Origin of the sequence: Microcystis sp. M061S2 (assembly GCF_020245605.1) — a bacterium.
In the GTDB taxonomy this organism is placed as follows: domain Bacteria; phylum Cyanobacteriota; class Cyanobacteriia; order Cyanobacteriales; family Microcystaceae; genus Microcystis.
In genome coordinates this window covers 31,963-49,978 of the sequence record NZ_JADBUP010000091.1, presented here as the reverse complement: position 1 = coordinate 49,978, position 18,016 = coordinate 31,963, and the positions used below count along the sequence as shown (strand labels likewise).

Sequence of the window (18,016 nt, the reverse complement as noted above, 5' to 3'; positions counted from 1 at the left end):
AGGACCACGGCAGAATTCTGACTTTTTCTGGTTAGGACTGTAATAAATGGTTAAATTGCCGGCGGCAAAATAATCTTCTCGCTCGCGCCACCACCATTCTAAACACTGAATTAATAAAATAATTTGTTGTAGATGTAGGTTGCTTTCCAAGGGTGGTTCATCACTCCAAAATTCGCCTTCTGGGAAGATTATCTCAGGGTTGACATGAGACTCGACTAGGGGTAAGCTTTGAGCGATAGTCATGGTTTTCCAACAGAGATAGGTTGATAATTAATTATAAACTAAATTTGTTACAGCAGTTAGCAATCAGTCCTCAGCCTTTAGCTATTTCACTGTAGATTTATCGATGTTTTAACCTTGCGAATCAGTGCTATTTTTGGGAAGTTGTTGATATTTTTTCTATTCGATTTGACTAAACTAGACCTACCTTTTCTCTAAAATTAGTAAATATTCGGATTTCATGCCATCAGGATTTTTATTCTTGCGAGATTTGAATAATTGTCTGGTTTTAATTCTATCCTCAAAGACGGTATTAAAAATAAAGCCATTTTCCTGAAAATATTCCTTTAATATTCGCCAAGTTTCTACTTCCACTCCATCCACTTTTGGATTACCGACAAAAATGCAAGCTTTGCCAGCTTGTTTTAATTTTCTGGTGGCATTTTCTAAAGCGTTGATGGTGTGACAAAAGTAGGAATCGAGTATTTTATGTAAATTCTCTTTTTCTAAACTTGATCTCACTCGATTTAAGGTTTCAGTTTCGATTAATCTGGTAGCCTGTCGGTAGGGAATTTCTAGCTTAGATATTTTTTGTACTTCTTTTTCTGTATATCCTAACCAATATAAATCTAGTTTTGCTGTTCTGATATATTCCTGTGCTTGCAGATAGGGGGGTGAACTAATTAAACAATCTAACTCTAGATTTTGATCGATCTCAAAAGTGGCACTATCTACTCCTCCATAAAAAAGCACCCGATTATAATTGCGCCAAGTTACGGTAATATATTGATTGACGCTGGTTAAAGTTTCAAAACTCATCTCTTTAATCGTTCGTTTTAATTCCTCTTGCCAATCTCTTTGTAATAGTTCTTGTATATCTGATTTTTTGTATTTCGATTGAAATAATTTAGGTTTGGTATGTTCTGCATAGGAAAACTGTTTACTAACTTTCACTAAAACCGCTTGAATGATCTGGGAATACAAATCAGGTTCTAGACTTTTTTGACCTGCCCAAAGTTTCTGCAAAACTGCTAAAATCTCCTCTGGATACCAATAGTTTAAATTTGACCACTGAGGGATAAATTTATCCTTGCTGGCAAAAACTTCTAAGATTTTTTTATCTAACTCCGAGTAACTCAATGGTTCTTGGTGTTCTGTAATCTTAATCGGTATAATATGGTTTAAAAGATAATTCAGGTCAGTTAAAACCGCATTTCTTTGACAAAGTTTAGCCTCTAAACCCACCGTACCTGAACCCGCAAAAGGATCGATAATCCAATCATCCTTTTTACTGTAATTATCAAGACAAAATCTCACCACTTGGGGAATAAATTTGGCAGGATAATAATAGATGCCATGGGTTAGATAACTGGTGCTGGTGATTTCTGGCACTAAATCTCGAAACGAAACTAATCGCGGGGTTCCCCGATTAAATTCTTCGAGATGATTAAAAGTAAAAAGTTCTAACTGCATGATTCGGCTATCAATTCTCCCTAGGATGGATCGGCCAATTAAAATAAAGATTAAAACCGTAGTCGATCAATATTCTAACTTATCGTCCCCCAAGCTAACCGACAACTCAGCTTTTTTACTTTTTACTTAACGTGATATACTGCCAGAGGAAAAAATGACGTTTTAATTAGTCTGCGTGAATAGCCAATCCTCGACAATTATAGAACAGGTTAGAGTCCTTGACCCCCTGACACAAACCGATCGCATTGCCGATGTCTGGATTGAGGAGGGGGTAATTAAAGCGATCGAATCTCAGCTTCCCCCAAGAGAAAATAGTAACTATATTTCCGGTCAAAACTGTATTTTTGCCCCCGGATTAGTCGATCTCTACAGTCATTCTGGGGAACCTGGCCACGAAGACCGAGAAACCCTCGCATCTTTGCTCAAAGCGGCCACGGCCGGAGGCTGCACCCGGTTGGCAATTCTCCCCAATACTCTCCCCCCCCTCGATCACCCCGCAATCATTAGCACATTACAGCAAAAAAGTCAAGAGTTTTTTGACTCAAAATCGACTCGTCTGCATTTTTGGGCAAGTCTCACCCTAGGAAGACAAGGGCAAAAAATGACCGAATTAGCCGATTTAATGCCTGTAGCGGTGGGTTTTACCGATAATCGCGGACTGGAAGATTTGGGACTGTTGCGGCACTTATTGGAATACCTAAAACCCTTCGGTAAAAATATCGCCCTTTCCCCGGTAAATCAGCAATTAAAGGGTAATGGAGTCATGCGTGAGGGAGAAACCTCGATTCGCTTAGGTTTACCCGGAGATCCTGCTATTTCTGAAACCACTGCTTTAGCCACAATTTTAGAAATCGTCGGCGAAATTAATACACCTGTTCACCTAATGCGAATTTCTACCCGTCGAGGAGTGGAATTAATTCGCGAGGCAAAAATGCGGGGATTGCCGATAACCGCTAGTGTGACGTGGTTGCATCTCCTCTTAAATACAGGATCGATCGCCAGCTATCATCCCAGTTTACACCTCGCTCCACCCTTGGGCAACGAAAGCGATCGCAAGGCGTTAATTGCGGCAATTAAGGAGGGAATTATCGATGCAATCGCGATCGATCATCGTCCCTATACCTACGAAGAAAAAACCGTCTCTTTTGCAGAAGCACCCCCCGGCGCGATCGGGTTAGAATTAGCTTTACCGCTACTCTGGGAAAAATTAGTAATAACCGGACAATTATCAGCTTTACAATTGTGGCAAGCGCTTAGTCTCAATCCCTGTCATTGTTTACAACAAAAACCGGCATCTCTCAACCCCGGTAATCCCGCAGAAGCAATTCTTTTTCATCCCCAAGCAAGCTGGAAAGTAACAGCAAATAATCTTCACTCCCTCAGTCATAATACTTTCTGGTTAAATCAAACAATTACAGGAAAAGTGTTAGAAATGTGGAATTTTTAAAAGGTGGCCAATTTCTATCTTGAGACTCTCCTAGTTTTTTGGATAATAATCAGCTAGAATTCTAGAGAGAACTAGAGTAATGACATGGAAAAAGAACTGGTATCGGACAAGCGCGGTTATCTGCTTCGCACGGTGGCAGAAGCTAAAGAAATTGTCCTTAATTGGTTGCGGGAAATAAATTTAGTTAATGCGATTAAATTAGGTTTACCAGAAGTGGATGACAGATATCATATTTGGCGAGTTCCTTTATGTAATGAACAGAAAAAAACCGTTGGGGAAGTGGTGATCGATGCCTACACCACCGAAATTTTAGCCGATAGGACAACCCGGACTGAAATTATTATCGCTCGTCTGTTAAAACAGGATGAATCTAAATTAGAAACCCCCAAGAAAACTAAAAAAGAATATAAGCTTTCCTCTCTGAGAAATACCATCGGATTTGGTGATTGTAGCGAACTTTTAGAGGAAATGCCCGCAGAAAGTGTTGATTTAATCTTTACCTCACCACCCTATTTTAATGCTCGTCCGGAATATTCGGAATTTGAAGAATACGAAAGCTATCTATTGAAGCTGCGACAGGTGATCAGAAAATGTCATCGAGTTTTGAGTGAAGGACGTTTTTTTGTCATTAATATTTCTCCCGTGCTGTTGCGTCGCGCTTCGCGTAATCAAGCTTCTAAACGTATTGCTGTTCCCTTTGATTTGCATCGAATTTTTATTGAAGAAGGTTACGACTTTATTGATGATATTATTTGGCTAAAACCAGAGGGAGCAGGGTGGGCAACTGGTAGAGGGCGCAGATTTGCCGCCGATCGAAACCCTCTCCAATACAAAACCGTGCCGGTGACTGAATACGTTTTAGTCTATCGTAAACACACAGATTTACTCATCGATTGGCATATTCGCAATCATCCCGATCAAGAAGTAGTAAAAGCCTCAAAAATTGCCGATGGTTATGAACGCACTAATGTTTGGAAGATTAACCCAGTCACTAACTCAAAACATCCCGCCGCTTTTCCCGTAGAATTGGCAGAAAAAGTGATTAATTATTACTCTTTTAAAGGTGATGTGGTTTTAGACCCCTTTGCTGGTTCAGGAACCGTGGGACTAGCGGCCGCTTCTTTAGATAGACGTTTTGTTTTATTCGAGAGTAATTTTAATTATATTGAACTGATACGAAAGCTACTTACTGAAGGCAATCAGATTGATTTAGATTCAATTATTTGGCTTAAGTAGGTAGGCGTTAAAAATTATCAGATGCCCCCCTTATTAAGGGGGATCCCCCCGCCTATCGGCACCCCCCTTATCAAGGGGGGCAGGGGGGATCGGCACCCCCCTTATCAAGGGGGGACTCAGGGGGGATCGAACCTAAAATCCATTTTTAATTTAATTATAACCAGCTACTTAATCTTTCAGCCCAACTAATTAACCGTAACCTTTTAGGGGGGAACAGAAGCACTGTATTGGCTAAAAAAAGAAAAAGCTCCCACCATCAAGGTGACAGCTAACTTGATTCTCTATTTGCACTGAATACAATTTAATACCATTTCTCTAAATGAAAACTACACATCGAATTTAAGTCACCCTTTTTAAGGGGGATTTAGGGGGATTAAACTTCTGTAGTCAGACTTTGGAGAATTGGTATAATTTGCTATCAGAATCCTAATGTCTTGGAATTCATGACCGACGCAATAGTTGCCGACAGTTTATTTATGGAATTGGTGGAGTAGATCGCGAAATTCCGGAAAACTAATCTGATTATCGCGACTTGTATCGGCCTGTTGTAACATAGCTTCGATTTCCTTGTCTGTCACCCCCGGTTCGATCGCCTGAAGACAAGCTTTTAACTCCTCAAGACTAATTTGTCCAGAGCTATCACTATCGAATAGCTGGAATCTTTCCAATAAAATTCTTTCCTGTTGATCACGATCGCTGTCACTACTAAAAGATAGACGATCGAAGACCTGAAAAGCGCGGGCGATATTTTGCCATAATTGATGGGCCAGAGGACGATGGAGAATCGTTTCCTCCTCCTGACCAGTAACTCCGTACTCCCGACGCAAAGACTCGACAGTTCCCGTTTCCGCGGCCGGCAATTCCGTCAATAAATGCTCGATCGCCTCCCTGGAACTCTTACCGGTTAACACTTCCAGCAATTCCGACCCCACCTTGCGATCAGGGTCTTTTTTCCAAGTCACCAACAGACTTTCCAACAAAGCATCGCGATAACTCTGCAAACGTAACCAATCCTCGCGACTATACTGCTTTTCCGGATCGAGAAGTTCGGCCGATTCCACACCCAACTCTGTTAGAATTGCCTGATGTTCCGCCTCGGTAATCGTCAACTCTAAGCGCATTTGTTGGAGGATTTCGAGGCTGTGGCCGAAGTCAGTATATCCCTCCTCCAAAGCCTCTTTTAACACGGCTTTATAGGCTTTTAAACGCTTCTGGTGGGTGAAATCTGGCAGTATCTTGGCCAATACATACACCTCATCCGCGTGCAAAGCTTCCAGCGATCGCCCATCGAGATATTTAGCTGTATCGAGACCCAGTTTACCCAACTGTTTACGCAATCTTCCCGCTAGTCCTTCCCGTTGGTAACGACTGGGATCCCGCATCCAAGTGCGATATAACCATAAACTACTCAAAACCGCCAGTAAAATACTAGCGAAATAATGCCAAAATTTTGGCAAAAGATTAATAAAAGGACGACCAGCGAAAATAAAGAAGAAATTGAAAATCAGAAAAGTTCCGACGGTAAAGACTCGATGACGGATAATTTCCGTAGTTAAAGGCGACTTTTTACGGATTCTATAGACTTTATAGGCATTTTCAACTTTTTTACCGAGAAAGTAACCCAAAAAAGTGCAGATTGCCAAAGTTAAGGGAACAGCTACCAACTTCGGAATCGCAATTGCCTGACCGGCAAGATAAAAACCCGGTTTAAAGAGGGATTCTAGTTGATTTTCGTCGTGCGCCCAAGCTCCAGAGAAATAATAGTCCCAATTGCCAGCATAAAGGTAATAATAGATAAAATAGCCAAAAACTAAGCCAAAATAACCGTAATAAAGCCATTGGCGATCGCTGTTATTAATCCCCTCCCAATAGGACCTTTCCGCATCGATATCGATACAGGGACTCTGACAGGCAACACAGGCACTTTGTTCGCTACCATCTTCATGGACAATACGACACATAGATTGAGTAATGCCACCGCGACTGTCTTCGTGAGCGGTACTATTCAGTAAACCCCTCGGTTCACCGTAAATCCTTTGAACCGGACTCATGGGACAGAAATAGTTACACCAAGATTTGCCCCCATACCAGTAACCCACAAAGATCGCCGCTAGAATAGTAAAGATTAAAAAGCTACCCAAGACTAAGCGATCGGAATTATAAAAGAGAATCCGTCCGCATAAACCCAACAATAACAGACTTAATTGTAGATAGAGATAATTCCGAGCTAACCAAGAGTTTTTCGGCACTTTATAGATTTCAGATCGGACTTTCCCCGATTTATCGGTCTGTTTTTTCTGACGCTGTTTACCCAAAGCGCGTGGTATTTGAGAAAGAAAGGATAAAGGACAAATACGCCGCCAGAGTTCGTGACCGAATACTAATAAGATAAAAATGCCACTAGGAACCACTATTCCCCAAAAAATCGGCGCACCTAACTGATAGGAGGATTGGGGTAGGCAAACTCCCTGGACTTTAATGCACACATCGGGATCAACTCTCAGGGGACTAGCAAAATTCTTAGGATCGGTTAATTTTGCCGAAATAGGGTCAAAAAACAGAGAAAATATCAGAATTAACCAAGCGATGGTAACAACCCATCGCAGATAGTGCATTGATCGTTCGGGAATTTGTGCAAACATAGGTCTAAGTAGTGACGGAGAAGAGACTTTTAAGGGAGATAGGTGTCTAATTGTTGAATTCTAACGCTTTTCCTTTAATAGCGGCGAAAAACTGTCCTTTTTGATAGACTAATCTTACCGTTCTCCACCCCCGAGGAAATTCCCCTTTAGGTGGCATAATGATGCCTTGAAAAAGTAACAGTGATCCGGTAGATGTAGGGAGATTGTCTTAAAATATTATCTACGGTGTTAATATCACTAAACTAGAAAATTAAAGAGCGTATTAGCTTAATCCTTCTCAAAAGTTAAAATTCTATGGCTGAAAGCTTGAACCATAAATCCGAAAAACCTTCTCCCCCTCCCGTACCCCAAGAAAATCCTTGGCTAGAAGCAGTTAAAACCATTGTCACGGCTGGAATTTTGGCCTTTGGCATCCGCACTTTTGTGGCTGAGGCCCGTTATATTCCCTCTTCTTCCATGGAACCCACTCTCCAGATTAATGATCGCCTAATTATCGAGAAAGTTAGCTATCATTTTCAGAAGCCAGAACGGGGTGATATAGTGGTTTTTAGTCCGACAGCCGCTCTGAAAGCTCAAAATTTTCGGGATGCTTTTATTAAACGGGTGATTGGACTGCCGGGGGATAAGGTGGAAGTCAAAAACGGTCTAGTTCACGTCAACGGTAAAGTTTTAGCGGAAAAGTATATCGCCGAAGAACCTAATTATACTTACGGACCGGTGACAGTTCCCCCCGATCAATATCTGGTTTTGGGTGATAATCGCAATAATAGTTATGATTCCCACGCTTGGGGCTTTGTTCCCCGGGAAAACTTAATCGGTCGCGCCGTGGTGCGTTTTTGGCCCTTCAATCGTCTGGGAGGACTTGACAACCCCGACGCTGCCATAAATCAGAATTAATGTCAACAAAATAAATATAAAAATTCCCCCTAAAACTAGGGGGATTCGGCCATCTATTTGAACATATTACTCACGGAATTGTCCTCATGGATGCGCCATATGGCCTCACCCAGAATCGGGGCAACCGGCAAGACTTTCAGTTGCGGGAAAAAATGTTCTTGGGGGACGGGAATCGTGTTAGTAACGATCACTTCCTCGACTATGCCACTGGATAAACGCTCGATCGCAGGACCAGAAAAAACCGGATGGGTGGCACAAGCATAAACCTGTCGCGCCCCCTTGGCTTTCAGTAACTGCGCCCCTTGAGCGATCGTACCAGCCGTATCGATCATATCATCGACTAAAACCGCCGTTTTATCCTTAACATCGCCGATCAAGTTCATCACTTCCGCCACATTATGGGTTTGCCGGCGTTTATCAATAATTGCTAGGGGAGCATCACTGAGTTTTTTGGCAAAAGCCCGCGCCCTGGCCACCCCACCTACATCGGGAGAGACGACGACGATATCGGGTAATTGTTTACTGAGAAGATAGTCCACCACCACTGGGGAACCGTAAACGTGATCGAAGGGAATATCGAAATAACCTTGAATTTGGGACGAATGCAAATCCATGGCCAACACGCGACTTGCCCCCGCTTCCGTGATCAGATTAGCCACCAGTTTAGCAGCGATCGATTCCCGGCCGGCGGTTTTGCGATCGGCGCGAGCATAACCATAATAGGGAATTACGGCGGTAATTTGTCGGGCAGAAGCACGACGACAGGCATCAATCATGATCAACAATTCCATCAAATGATCGTTGACGGGATTGCAACAGGGTTGAATTAAATAGACATCACAGCCCCGGATCGATTCCTGAATCTGGATGTACAATTCACCATCGGCGAAACGTTTACGAATCATCGGACCCACATCCATGCCCAGATAACGGGCTACCTCTTGGGCAAGAGAGACATTAGCGGATCCCGAAAAGAGACGAAGACGATTGCTGTCCGACGCGGCGGGAAACATCGGATGTCGCATCAAAGTAGCAGAATAGCTCACAGCAGATTCTTTACCCTCAAACTCAAGGCACTTTTTTCTATCATCTCAGTTTTGTTGAAAATCTGAGTGGATTTCTTTGTTAGATCTCAATCATAACCAATTACCGATCATCTTCGAGCCATTGCTGCCCCTTTTAGCGGCAATTGCCATGGCCAAATTGCCGCCGGATTTTGTCAAAACCGATTAACGTTTGGCTAACTTTTTCACCGGTAATTTACGCAGACGGATCGATTTCGGGGTAATTTCCACCAACTCATCTGGTCCAATGTATTCGAGGGCGCGTTCGAGACTCATATCCACGGGGGATTGTAACTGAACTAATTCATCCCCGGTGGCGGAACGATGGTTAGTTAACTGTTTAGTTTTGCAGATATTGATCTCCACGTCCTGAGGCCGGTTGCTTTCGCCGATAATCATGTTTTTATACACTTTTGTCCCAGGAGTAATAAAAAATACTCCCCGGTCCTCGGCGTTTTTGAGGGCGTAGAAAGTGGCGACTCCTTCCTCAAAGGCAGTAATCACGCCATTGTAACGGGTGGCTAATTCCCCGGAGAAAGGACGATATTCGAGAAAACTATGGTTCATAATCCCCTCACCGCGACTGAGACGGATAAATTCGCCCCGGAAACCGATTAAACCCCGGGCCGGAATCACGAATTCCAATTGAGTGCGGCCATTGCTGCCCGTCTGCATATCCTGCATTTCCCCTTTCCGTTGGCCGAGACGTTCGATACTGGAACCCACCGCTTCTTCGGGTACATCTAAAACGAGGTATTCGTAGGGTTCGCAGGGTTGACCGTTTATTTCCCGATAGATAACCTGCGGCTGCGATACTTGGAATTCGTAGCCTTCCCGACGCATGGTTTCGATGAGAATACCTAAATGCAGTTCTCCCCGTCCCGAAACTAGGAATTTCTCGGCGGAATCACTTTCTTCCACCCGCAGGGCGACGTTAGTTTCTAATTCTCGCATCAGACGATCGCGAATTTGCCGCGAGGTGACAAAAGTGCCTTCCTGACCGGCGAAGGGAGAATCGTTCACCGAGAAGGTCATTTGTAGGGTCGGTTCATCGACTTTAATTAGGGGTAAAGCTTGCGGGTCATCGGCTAAAGTTACCGTTTCCCCGATGTTAGCGTCGGCAAAACCGGCCACAGCAACGATATTACCGGCGCTGGCCTCGTTTAGTTCCACCCGTTTAAGGCCTTCAAAACCAAGAAGTTTTGTTATTTTACCCTTGACAACCGCGCCCGTATCCTTTACTAAAGCAGCCTGTTGACCGGCTTTAATTACGCCGTTATGGATGCGGCCGATAACGATGCGTCCTAAGTATTCCGAGTAATCGAGGGTGGTTACTTGCAGCTGTAGGGGTTTGTTAACGTCCCCGGCCGGTGGTGGAACGTGGTGTAAAATCGCCTCAAACAGGGGCTGCATATCTTTGTCTTCATCTTCGAGGCTTTCTTTGGCGAATCCTTGCATCCCGGAAGCGAACAGAGTAGTAAAATCACACTGGTCGTCATCGGCACCCAGTTCCACAAACAGATCGAAAACTTTGTCCACGGCTAGGTTAGGATCGACGTTAGGGCGATCGATTTTATTAACGACGACAATTGGTCTTAATCCCTTTTCTAGGGCTTTTTTCAGCACAAAACGGGTTTGGGGCATCGGCCCCTCGTTAGCATCGACAATCAGGATACAACCGTCCACCATACCTAAAACCCGTTCCACTTCGCCACCAAAGTCGGCGTGACCGGGAGTATCGACGATGTTAATCAGGGTGTCTTGGTAACGAACGGCGGTGTTTTTGGCCAGAATGGTGATACCGCGTTCTCTTTCGAGGTCATTGGAATCCATGACGCAGGTGGGTACATCTTCCCCTTCTCGAAAGATTCCCGACTGTTTGAGGAGTGCATCGACGAGGGTGGTTTTCCCGTGGTCAACGTGAGCAATGATAGCAACGTTACGGATAGGCAGAGACATAAAATATTGAAGTAGTCTTAGGTTTATTTTTACAAGTAAACATTTCTTAATAATTCTAGCTTAGACTGACCAGCACCGTTAGCAAATCTTTATTTTTGCTTGGTTTCCCATCAGCAAGCTCTACTGCTTACTGTTGACAGACTCCCCAAACCCTAGGCAAGTAACCCACCCTCGCAGGAGTCGAGACGATAGAAAAGACGACTGGAGGCAGGGGGTAGGGGTAAATTGAAGCTAGAGTGAAAATCCTCTTGAACTTTGTAGGTTAAGCGGGGGGAAACTTGGCGAACAATTTGCGTCAATAGTTTATCGCCGGTTTTTTGAAGAATGGGACGGGGAATCTTATAAATAAACTTGGGAAACTTAACCATAACATCCATATGCAGTTCCCAGGTGACTTGGGTGATAACCTCTGGAATATCCCGTCCCTGTTGCCGAAAAATTGCCTCAATTTCCTGACTAGGAGAAGATAGCGGCATTTCCTCTAGTTTCATAATTGCTTGATAATCCACTAGATAGCCCAAAAACCGTTGATCGGGAATGGGGACACTGCGAGTATGATAGACTCCATTGACCGGCAGATCGAGAACCACAGCGATTTTCGGCTCCAGTTCATAGCCAAAAGCTCCATATTTACCGATGGTGATAATATAACCATTGTCACCGAAGGGCAGAGTTTTCATCGGTTCGGCACAACGACAAAACCAACCTTCGTGAGCGCGGAGATAATCGGCAACCGTGTCCTGATTGCTATACATATCCATAGATCCGGCAAAATGGGTTTGAAAACCGAGAAATTGATTGTCTTCTTTGACTTCTACAGATTCGCGAGCTAGGGAGTTAATGGGGGGACACTGCATGACTTATAAACCTGGAAAATGATAGTGTTAGAAAAATTTGGGGATTAACCGCCAAAGGATCGGGGAAATTTGTAGAATTGAGATTAGTGTAACGTATTGTTAAAAACTATTTGGTTAAGAAGCGATGAAAGCATTTGTAGCAGGAGCCACAGGGGAAACGGGACGGAGAATCGTTGCCCAATTAGTCGAACGTCAGATTCCCGTACGCGCTTTGGTGAGAAACCGCGAGAAAGCGGCGGAAATTTTGCCAGCAGGGGTGGAAATCGTCGTCGGAGATGTCCAACAGGCCGATAAGTTAGAGGCACTCATCGCTGATTGTAGCGTTTTGCTATGCGCCACGGGAGCCAGACCGAGCTTTAATCCCACGGAACCTTTGTTAGTGGACTACTTGGGAACTAAAAATCTCATCGATGCGGCCAAAAAGAAAGGAATCGAACATTTTGTTCTCGTTACTTCCCTCTGTGTGTCGAACTTTTTCCATCCCCTCAATCTCTTTTGGTTAATTTTATTCTGGAAAAAACAAGCGGAGGACTATTTAATCAATAGTGGACTAACCTACACGATCGTGCGCCCCGGCGGCCTTAAAAACGAGGATAATCTTAATGCCATTAAAATGTCATCCGCCGATACCCTATCTGAGGGCAGTATTCCCCGCACGAAAGTGGCCTCGGTTTGCGTAGAATCCCTATTTTATCCCGCCGCTAACAATAAAATTATCGAAATTGTTGCTCCCTCAGATGCTCCCAATCTCGATTGGTCACAATTGTTTCAAAGTGTCGGCTAAACAGTGAACAGTAATCAGTGATCAGTAATCAGTGATCAGTAATCAGTAAACAGCAAACAGTAATCAGTGAACTGATAACCCAAATGTGAAAACTAAAAACTCATATCTGATAACTGGTAACTGATAACTGGTAACTGATAATCCGTTAACCTCTTAACCAGTCAAATAATTGACCGAGGGTGATTTGAAAATTCGTCGCAAAAGCGGGGACGGGTAAAAGAGCATTTTCTGATTCAAAAATAGCGATAGTTCGATCACTAAAATAAACAAAGATAATTTCTTCTTCAGGGTCGATTAACCAACCCATTTGAGTGCCGTGATCCAGACAATAAAGGATATTTTTAACAACTTTAGTCTGATTTTGATCGGGAGAGAGAATTTCAATCAACCAGTCAGGAGCGATCGCAAAAGTATTTAATACTTTTCCCTCGCCATCGCGGGGAATATTTTCCCAGAGAAAAACTGAAACATCAGGAACTAGAGAACGACTGCCAAAAGTACAACGCAATTCAGGATAGGCACGGGCAATTCGTTGGGGTTTTAGACTAGCGTTAATAGCTGGAACTAAATCACCTTGAATGGTGCTATGTTTACCCTGGGGCATGGGTTTAGGAATAATTTGACCGTCAATAAATTCCTTGGGGGGTTTAGTTTCTGGTAATTGCAGAAATTCCCTTATTGTCAGGGAATTATTAACAGTTACAACCATAAAAATTTTTTATTGATCGTTATGATCGTTAATTTTAACGCAATTTCTCCAAGCAGAGAAGATCAAAAACAGTTATATAAAAATGTCCGTCACCTCCCTGGGAAAGGGTTGGGTTTGGTGGTAGCGCAGAAATGCGTGGAACTACACGGTAGCTCGATCGAAATTGCTATTATCCCCAGTAATGGAACCACTGTCAGGATTCTATTACCGAAACTGGCTTGAAAATAAAATCATTATATGCTCAAAGTTTTAAACGATATGGCGGAATTTTTCAAGAATCGTTGTCGCGGCCCAAATCCGCTTAAGCAATTAGCGCTGCTTTTTCTCCTGTGTCTCGCTTTCGTTGTCTGTAGTCCTGAAACGGCCTCAACTACGCAGGACAATTACATGACACTAACCCCCACAGGATTGACCAATAAGCTAGGCAATCCACTTTACCAACTCAGCCTTTACGGTAACGGGCAGTTAATCGCCGCTTACATGACCGTCGCCGGACGGGCGCATACTCAGAATTATAATCGCCATCAAGCCGGGACAGAAGCACCCTTGCCAGACGGGAAATATCGGGTAGCCAGAGAGCCTGTTCCAGGAACAATTCCAGAAGCAGGAGATCGTTTCCTCCCCATACAGCCTTTGTTTCGGACTCATCGTTCAGCTTTGGGCATTCACTACGATCCGTCCTTTGAAAAACCCAATGGCGAAGACGGCACATCAGGGTGTATCGCCCTGACCAACCGAGCGGATCTCGACCAGGTGTTGAATTACGTTCGTACTTATCGACCTCAATATCTCGAAGTTAATATTCAGTAATTGATATTACTTGTTTTGACATTGTATGTAATCATCTTTTGTAAGATAACCACTTTTAGGATCACCACCAGGGTTACACCAATCTTTAATATCGACATCACGAAATTTTTTGCCATTCGGTATGTTTTTCTTAGCCTCCTCTTTATTAGCGTAATTAATCACGGCTGTAAAATAAGAATCTCCGCGCTTAAAAATTGTTAAATTGTGCTGTTGTTTTTGAAAGGGATTTTTTTTGAGCTTTTCTAGATCGGATTTAGCATCCTTGATCGTACTAAATTTATTAGTTATAATTGCTCCAGTTCTACCCAGTATAATTTCTCCTCTCCTACAGTCATAATAACTTACACCTTTTAATACTTCTGTATTTTTATTCCAGTCGGGACGACACCACTCTTGAAGATTAACGAAAAAAGAGCCTCGAGAATATGTATCCTCGATTATCGGTAGAGATTCCTTAGCATCTGATTCACTGGGAAATACAATAACACCGACATACCAGTTTCTCCGTTTAAATAACTTGGCTTGGTTTTGATATTGAGACAATCTTCCCGCAAGTTGATCTGTTTCCCATTTTGCTTGTTGAATGTCTCTATCTGAACTATAAACAACCCCAAAGGAAGGATTATTAGATTTATTTTGAGAAGATGCTAAGTCAGCAAAACTTATACTTAACGTTAAAATAGTCAGGATAAAACGGTAGTAATATTGCATAGCTTTTAGCCTTTTTCGTCTTCGGATAATGGTCGTTTACAATCTTCCCCAGATTTAATGGGCAGCATTTTTGAGTCATTGTTGTTATTTTTTAATAGTTGCAATAATGACAATTTTGAAGATTTGTCTTTGTTATTTTGTTGAACTTGAGGTTCTTGTCCTTCAAGATAACACGCATTATTTAAATCAGTCTGTGGCGAAATTGTTATATCTTTAATATCAGTCTCGATGAGTTTTACACTTTCCATTTTAGCACCAGTCAAATCAACAGTTGTCAGAGTAGCATTACTCAAATCTGATCCCGTTAGGTCTGAATATGTTAAGTATACCTTCTTTAAATTAGCATTTGTCATATCAGCACCTCTGATTATTACTCCCTGTATAGTATCTTTATCAATTAGTTGCCCATTCATGTCAAGGTTATCTATTTCTATTTCTTTGAGATTAGCGTTTTTTAAGTCAATTACTGGTTTGGAATCTTTATCTTTGATGTTCGCAGTTATTAATTTTGAATCAGCTAGATAAGTGATGACCTTACCCTTACGTTTTCCATCTAATTGATCTAAAACAGCGAAGGTTAACGCTTCGGCGATAGGGATAAACTCTGGTAACAATGGCGCTCCATCTGGATTTGGTTGAGAATCTTTTGATTTTGTTGTCTCTACTGATTTTTTTGTCTCTACAATTTTTGGTTGAGAATCTTTTGATTTTTTTGTCTCTACAATTAAAGTTTGCATTTTGGAAAAATAATCTTTTAAAAGTTCTTGCTGTTCTCCATCCTTAGCTATTTGCTTGTCTCTAGTTTCAGAAGCATAACTTAAATAGAAAGCACCAAAAGCTAACATCGAAGGGACAATCAATAATTGTAACCAATCCCAGAAACTTTTTTTCTGGAAGCCAGACCATTTAAAATTTGATATCCAGTTTGATATGATGATTACAAGCAATATACTAAGCGAGATTAACGCCCCCAACCATTTTATCCAGGGTTGATAACTTCCAAATTCACCGCTTATCAAAGCAATGGCAACGACTATCAAAAACCAAAATATAGCCAAGAATATATATACCCAATTTTTTCCTTTCTCGAAGAAATCTCTAATTATATTATGTTTAAGTTGCGGTGATTGCTGCTTCAGATAGCTGGCAAAATCTATATCAATTGGTTCACTATCTTTGTCTGTTCCAGCTTCGTCATCAGTGAATATCAGAAAAGCCAGAGCTTTGCCATTTATTTTTTTTTTCGATGAATTTTTTGGCAAATCATTCAACCATCTTAAGGAATACTTTAGTCGTTCAATAATCTCATCACTTTCGAAGGGCGAATAAATCCCAGGAACTCCTCTGATATCAAGATTGCGATGTTCGATAATATCATGTTCGATAATATCATGTCGTTTTAGTATTTGCAGTTCCTTAGCTTCTATCGTTCCTATGTTAAAGAAGTGTGTATTTGATAAGCCAATTCCGTAATGCCAAAGTTCCCTATCTTGTTCCCACCATTTGACAAGCTTGCCGTAATATTCACTATCTGGATTAACGGTTTCTTCAATGCGTATAATTAATCGTGCGATTTCTGAAGCTGTCATAAATATCCTCAGTGGTGCAGAAAACCCATGAAAGACTTGCTGTACAAGGAGTCCGAATTAGATAGCGGGTTGGCAGGAGGAACAACTTTATGAGGTGCTTAAGTTCCGCAACTAAAAGACATCGCTAGGTCAGCCCTTATCTTTATATATAAAACTATTTGAACAGCTAAGTCAATCAGGGTAAGCACTTCTTAACAATCCTTGACAAAATGAACTTTATGTGAGTTGCTCATCCCATTTTTCTTTATTTGTGGCAGGCATCCTACACGCCTTTCCCTTTTTGGGAGAGGGGTTGGTTGTGAGGGTAATTAACCATCTCTGCTATTACTTTAGAAAAATGGTATTATTGCCTTTTGTCAACGGGGAAGTCCAAATATTCAGCCAACCCTCAATAAATTGGAGCGAGAATGATTCTCAATGGGGGGAAAACTTCTGGGGAAGAAATTAGAAAACATCACCTAGACGGGCATATTCTAAAATTGACTGGCTAAGAGCATCGCGATCATCGCGGCTGAGATAATAATTCCGGCCGCCGATATCATTGAGAAATCGCAGTAGAGCAAGACAAGCGGACTCTAGATCCGCCCGGTGTCGGGCAGCCGCTAAAGCTTGTTCAGAGGTGGCATAAACTAGGCAATCGCTAATTCCTTCCCTGCCATCCACTCGCCAACATTGAAAAGAATAACCCTGCATTTCTAGGATCAATTCAATCTGCCAGCCGTGATAGTCAAATCGCGTATAAATCATTTCAAGCAGCCCCTTTTAGGAGAGGAGAGTCACAGGTTTGACCGCTCTGATTGTCTAGAAGCCCTGCACCTGTCTAACTTTCTAATTTAACGGGTGATTATGGAACCCCGCTGCAAACTTCGTGCAGATTTCGTGCAGAAATGATTTTGTCTACTGTCCCAAGGCAGATATTACTTTAAACGATAACCAAGACCGTGAACGGTTTCAATAAAGTCTTCCGGCGCACCGAGGGATTTTAGCTTGTGACGAAGACCGCGAATATGGGAAGTAACGGTTTCCTCGGCCGGAGAATCGTCCAAAGACCAAACTCGCTCAATAATACCCGATCGACTTAAGACCCGGCGCCCATGGGTAACAAGTAATTCTAAGAGAGCGAATTCCTTGGGGGTGAGGGAAAGAAATTGACCGTTATAACTAGCCTCGTGGGTACTGGGATTTAACTGCAAACCCCCCCAAGATAATAAAACACTGCTGGTGCTGCTGCCGCGTCGGATCAAGGCCCGAATCCGCGCCATTAATTCGCCCAAATCGAAGGGTTTAGTGACATAATCATCGGCCCCTGCGTCTAATCCGTCAATTTTATCGATTACCGTATCCCTTGCGGTTAATAATAGGACGGGAACGGTGGCATTAGCAGAGACGGGATGATGGGATTCCGCTCGTCGCAGACGTTGACAGAGCAAAGTTCCGCTTAATTTGGGCAGGGTGACATCGAGAACTAAAAGGTCATATTTGCCTAATTCTAGCCAATTCCAGCCTTCTTCTCCGTCTCTAGCCACATCGACAACGTATTGTCGCTCGCTCAAGGCCTCTCGCAAAATCTCGGCTAGTTGCATATCATCTTCTACTACTAAAATTCGCATGGTCTAGAG

Annotated in this window: 16 protein-coding genes and 1 pseudogene; 6 read left to right on the top strand and 11 right to left on the bottom strand. The window is 42.6% G+C overall.

The genetic code is table 11. The features are described 5' to 3' along the window. Positions 1-243: pseudogene (locus tag IM475_RS16060) on the bottom strand (Uma2 family endonuclease); the annotation flags it as partial. Between the two features lie 180 nt (positions 244-423). Then, positions 424-1,692: a DNA methyltransferase gene (locus IM475_RS16055; RefSeq protein ID WP_287728240.1), complete on the bottom strand. Its 1,269-nt coding sequence runs from the start codon at positions 1,690-1,692 to the stop codon at positions 424-426. 175 nt (positions 1,693-1,867) lie between these two features. Here IM475_RS16055 and IM475_RS16050 point away from each other — a divergent pair, with 175 nt between their 5' ends. Both IM475_RS16050 and IM475_RS16045 read left to right on the top strand, forming a co-directional pair. Continuing rightward, on the top strand, positions 1,868-3,139 hold the full coding sequence (locus IM475_RS16050; protein WP_287728239.1) for a dihydroorotase: 1,272 nt from the start codon (positions 1,868-1,870) through the stop codon (positions 3,137-3,139). A gap of 84 nt (positions 3,140-3,223) precedes the next feature. Continuing rightward, positions 3,224-4,375, top strand: coding sequence for a DNA-methyltransferase (locus IM475_RS16045; RefSeq protein ID WP_287728237.1), 1,152 nt, complete (start codon positions 3,224-3,226; stop codon positions 4,373-4,375). A gap of 470 nt (positions 4,376-4,845) precedes the next feature. On the opposite strand, the gene IM475_RS16040 is transcribed toward IM475_RS16045, so the two are convergent. Beyond that, positions 4,846-7,017 (bottom strand): EF-hand domain-containing protein, encoded by a 2,172-nt coding sequence (locus IM475_RS16040; RefSeq protein ID WP_287728236.1) that lies wholly within the window; start codon positions 7,015-7,017, stop codon positions 4,846-4,848. Positions 7,018-7,311: 294 nt separating this feature from the next. On the opposite strand from IM475_RS16040, the gene lepB reads away from it, so the two are divergent. Continuing rightward, positions 7,312-7,914: a signal peptidase I gene (gene lepB, locus IM475_RS16035; RefSeq protein WP_287728235.1), complete on the top strand. Its 603-nt coding sequence runs from the start codon at positions 7,312-7,314 to the stop codon at positions 7,912-7,914. Between the two features lie 53 nt (positions 7,915-7,967). Here lepB and IM475_RS16030 read toward each other — a convergent pair whose 3' ends face one another. The 3 genes from IM475_RS16030 to IM475_RS16020 all read right to left on the bottom strand — a co-directional run bounded on the left by IM475_RS16030 (position 7,968) and on the right by IM475_RS16020 (position 11,794). Continuing rightward, the gene (locus IM475_RS16030; protein WP_172456653.1) at positions 7,968-8,939 is read right to left on the bottom strand and encodes a ribose-phosphate pyrophosphokinase; all 972 of its coding nucleotides are present in this window, start codon (positions 8,937-8,939) and stop codon (positions 7,968-7,970) included. A 204-nt stretch (positions 8,940-9,143) separates the two neighbouring features. Continuing rightward, the gene (typA, locus tag IM475_RS16025) at positions 9,144-10,937 is read right to left on the bottom strand and encodes a translational GTPase TypA (RefSeq protein WP_002796752.1); all 1,794 of its coding nucleotides are present in this window, start codon (positions 10,935-10,937) and stop codon (positions 9,144-9,146) included. A gap of 152 nt (positions 10,938-11,089) precedes the next feature. Beyond that, complete coding sequence (locus tag IM475_RS16020) at positions 11,090-11,794, bottom strand: DUF1997 domain-containing protein (RefSeq protein WP_287728233.1); 705 nt, start codon at positions 11,792-11,794, stop codon at positions 11,090-11,092. A gap of 124 nt (positions 11,795-11,918) precedes the next feature. Here IM475_RS16020 and IM475_RS16015 point away from each other — a divergent pair, with 124 nt between their 5' ends. Beyond that, on the top strand, positions 11,919-12,578 hold the full coding sequence (locus IM475_RS16015) for an SDR family oxidoreductase (protein WP_287728232.1): 660 nt from the start codon (positions 11,919-11,921) through the stop codon (positions 12,576-12,578). 145 nt (positions 12,579-12,723) lie between these two features. Here IM475_RS16015 and IM475_RS16010 read toward each other — a convergent pair whose 3' ends face one another. Continuing rightward, positions 12,724-13,287, bottom strand: a complete 564-nt coding sequence (locus IM475_RS16010; protein WP_287728231.1) for a Uma2 family endonuclease — start codon at positions 13,285-13,287, stop codon at positions 12,724-12,726. 21 nt (positions 13,288-13,308) lie between these two features. Here IM475_RS16010 and IM475_RS16005 point away from each other — a divergent pair, with 21 nt between their 5' ends. Then, positions 13,309-13,509, top strand: coding sequence for an ATP-binding protein (locus IM475_RS16005; protein ID WP_287728229.1), 201 nt, complete (start codon positions 13,309-13,311; stop codon positions 13,507-13,509). Between the two features lie 15 nt (positions 13,510-13,524). Next, on the top strand, positions 13,525-14,097 hold the full coding sequence (locus tag IM475_RS16000) for a L,D-transpeptidase (protein WP_072319544.1): 573 nt from the start codon (positions 13,525-13,527) through the stop codon (positions 14,095-14,097). 6 nt (positions 14,098-14,103) lie between these two features. Here the strand turns inward: IM475_RS16000 and IM475_RS15995 are convergent, their stop codons facing one another. The 4 genes from IM475_RS15995 to IM475_RS15980 form a co-directional block, all read right to left on the bottom strand. Next, positions 14,104-14,808 carry a hypothetical protein gene (locus IM475_RS15995; RefSeq protein ID WP_287728228.1) on the bottom strand — a complete coding sequence of 235 codons (705 nt, stop codon included), beginning with the start codon at positions 14,806-14,808 and terminating at the stop codon, positions 14,104-14,106. 5 nt (positions 14,809-14,813) lie between these two features. Beyond that, the gene (locus IM475_RS15990; protein ID WP_287728227.1) at positions 14,814-16,397 is read right to left on the bottom strand and encodes a pentapeptide repeat-containing protein; all 1,584 of its coding nucleotides are present in this window, start codon (positions 16,395-16,397) and stop codon (positions 14,814-14,816) included. Between the two features lie 444 nt (positions 16,398-16,841). Then, positions 16,842-17,144 carry a hypothetical protein gene (locus IM475_RS15985; protein WP_287728225.1) on the bottom strand — a complete coding sequence of 101 codons (303 nt, stop codon included), beginning with the start codon at positions 17,142-17,144 and terminating at the stop codon, positions 16,842-16,844. A gap of 170 nt (positions 17,145-17,314) precedes the next feature. Beyond that, positions 17,315-18,007, bottom strand: a complete 693-nt coding sequence (locus IM475_RS15980) for a response regulator transcription factor (protein WP_002801205.1) — start codon at positions 18,005-18,007, stop codon at positions 17,315-17,317. Positions 18,008-18,016: the final 9 nt, after the last annotated feature.

Bases quoted from the DNA above. Each gene is read 5' to 3' on its own strand.
- IM475_RS15980 (WP_002801205.1), bottom strand. From the start codon at position 18,007: ATGCGAATTTTAGTAGTAGAAGATGATATGCAACTAGCCGAGATTTTG.
- IM475_RS15990 (WP_287728227.1), bottom strand. From the start codon at position 16,397: ATGACAGCTTCAGAAATCGCACGATTAATTATACGCATTGAAGAAACC.
- IM475_RS16045 (WP_287728237.1), top strand. From the start codon at position 3,224: ATGGAAAAAGAACTGGTATCGGACAAGCGCGGTTATCTGCTTCGCACG.
- IM475_RS15985 (WP_287728225.1), bottom strand. From the start codon at position 17,144: ATGATTTATACGCGATTTGACTATCACGGCTGGCAGATTGAATTGATC.
- IM475_RS16030 (WP_172456653.1), bottom strand. From the start codon at position 8,939: ATGCGACATCCGATGTTTCCCGCCGCGTCGGACAGCAATCGTCTTCGT.
- lepB (WP_287728235.1), top strand. From the start codon at position 7,312: ATGGCTGAAAGCTTGAACCATAAATCCGAAAAACCTTCTCCCCCTCCC.
- IM475_RS16040 (WP_287728236.1), bottom strand. From the start codon at position 7,017: ATGTTTGCACAAATTCCCGAACGATCAATGCACTATCTGCGATGGGTT.
- typA (WP_002796752.1), bottom strand. From the start codon at position 10,937: ATGTCTCTGCCTATCCGTAACGTTGCTATCATTGCTCACGTTGACCAC.
- IM475_RS16005 (WP_287728229.1), top strand. From the start codon at position 13,309: ATGATCGTTAATTTTAACGCAATTTCTCCAAGCAGAGAAGATCAAAAA.
- IM475_RS16015 (WP_287728232.1), top strand. From the start codon at position 11,919: ATGAAAGCATTTGTAGCAGGAGCCACAGGGGAAACGGGACGGAGAATC.
- IM475_RS16020 (WP_287728233.1), bottom strand. From the start codon at position 11,794: ATGCAGTGTCCCCCCATTAACTCCCTAGCTCGCGAATCTGTAGAAGTC.
- IM475_RS16055 (WP_287728240.1), bottom strand. From the start codon at position 1,692: ATGCAGTTAGAACTTTTTACTTTTAATCATCTCGAAGAATTTAATCGG.
- IM475_RS16000 (WP_072319544.1), top strand. From the start codon at position 13,525: ATGCTCAAAGTTTTAAACGATATGGCGGAATTTTTCAAGAATCGTTGT.
- IM475_RS15995 (WP_287728228.1), bottom strand. From the start codon at position 14,808: ATGCAATATTACTACCGTTTTATCCTGACTATTTTAACGTTAAGTATA.
- IM475_RS16010 (WP_287728231.1), bottom strand. From the start codon at position 13,287: ATGGTTGTAACTGTTAATAATTCCCTGACAATAAGGGAATTTCTGCAA.